General features: G+C 45.5%; 2 protein-coding genes. Both read right to left on the reverse strand.

Annotated features, from left to right (window positions below; all coding sequences use genetic code 11):
- The coding region (gene surE / locus R8O70_RS25390; RefSeq protein WP_318184481.1) for a 5'/3'-nucleotidase SurE at positions 1-519 on the reverse strand (519 nt) is incomplete at its 3' end.
- On the reverse strand, positions 519-1,342 hold an 824-nt coding region (locus R8O70_RS25395; RefSeq protein ID WP_318184482.1), incomplete at its 5' end, for a tRNA pseudouridine(13) synthase TruD. The genes R8O70_RS25395 and surE, both read right to left, overlap by 1 nt.

Below are 1,342 nucleotides of genomic sequence, written 5' to 3' on the forward strand. Positions count from 1 at the left end.
CAAATCAGGTACGTTCACGTTCAACAAACGGTTGGTTGGGATTGGTACTACCAAGTGTTGCTCAACCAACTGTCGAGCAATTTTAGCAGCCGACTCAAAATGACGTTTACCAACCAGTGAAAACGCAATGGCCTGCACGCCAAGAAAGTGCCCTTCCATTGCTGCAGCGACGGTACCAGAGTACAGAACGTCATCCCCCAGATTTGCACCATGATTGATGCCAGATAATACAAGATCTGGCAGGTCATCTTTCATCAGCTCATTTAGAGCAAAATGAACGCAATCTGTCGGTGTCCCTTGAACCGAATAAGTATTAGGAGCAATTTCTGTGACTCGCAGAGGCTGTTCCAATGTCAGTGAGTTTGATGCACCAGAACGATTTCGGTCTGGGGCAACAATGATCACTTCCGCGATGCTTCTCAGCTCATCCGCTAACGCGTGAATTCCTTGAGCATGCACACCGTCGTCATTACTAATTAGAATTCTTAAAGGTTTTGTATTTAGTGAATCCAGTTCCATTAGTATTCTCTTTCTACTTTGACCTCATTCACCAACTCACGAACAATGGATGTGGCAAAAGAGCCTGCATCGAGTGAGAAGGTCAACGTAATATTGTTACCTTCAACGTTCCAAGCTAAGTCTTTTGGTTTGAGTGCGATTTCACGACGATCGTGACGCATACGATTACCACGGATCAGAGCCATTAAATCAGGTTCTTCATCAATAAATGGCTGTTCTAATGCAAGTGCATCAGCTTGGGTCGGTAACGCATTATCACCCGCTAAAGCGGCAGTAATCTCACCTTCACTCAATGCAAGCTTGTTTTGCATATCAGCAAGGTTATTCGCATCAACAGCCAACAATCCTTGTGATGTCTGTGCGATGTCACCATCGATGAATTTATCAAACACACCATTTTCTAGACGAGCAGAAACGATGCGGTTGAAGATCCATGAACGCGCGGCAGACAGGTACATGCTGCGTTTGTTTTGGTTACGCGTACGAACGTTCTCTCGTCCCCAACGACGGGCTTCGTCGAGGTTATTTCCATCGTTACCAAAACGTTGGCTACCAAAGTAGTTTGGCACACCAACTTGTTTAACTTTTTCAAGGCGTTGCTCTACATCCGCCACATCTGTCACTTCAGACAAGGTAACCACAAACTCGTTCCCGATTAAGTCACCAGGACGCAGTTTTTTGTTGTGTCGATCGATCGCCAGAATTTCAATACTTGGGTATTGCGCCAAAAATGTCGAAAAATCTGGAGTCTCACCTTTAGGCAGATGAACACTTAGCCATTGTTCGGTTACTGCATGGCGATCTTTCAGGCCTGCCCAACTAA

Origin of the sequence: Vibrio sp. 779(2023) (genome assembly GCF_033344285.1) — a bacterium.
Taxonomy (GTDB): domain Bacteria; phylum Pseudomonadota; class Gammaproteobacteria; order Enterobacterales; family Vibrionaceae; genus Vibrio; species Vibrio alginolyticus.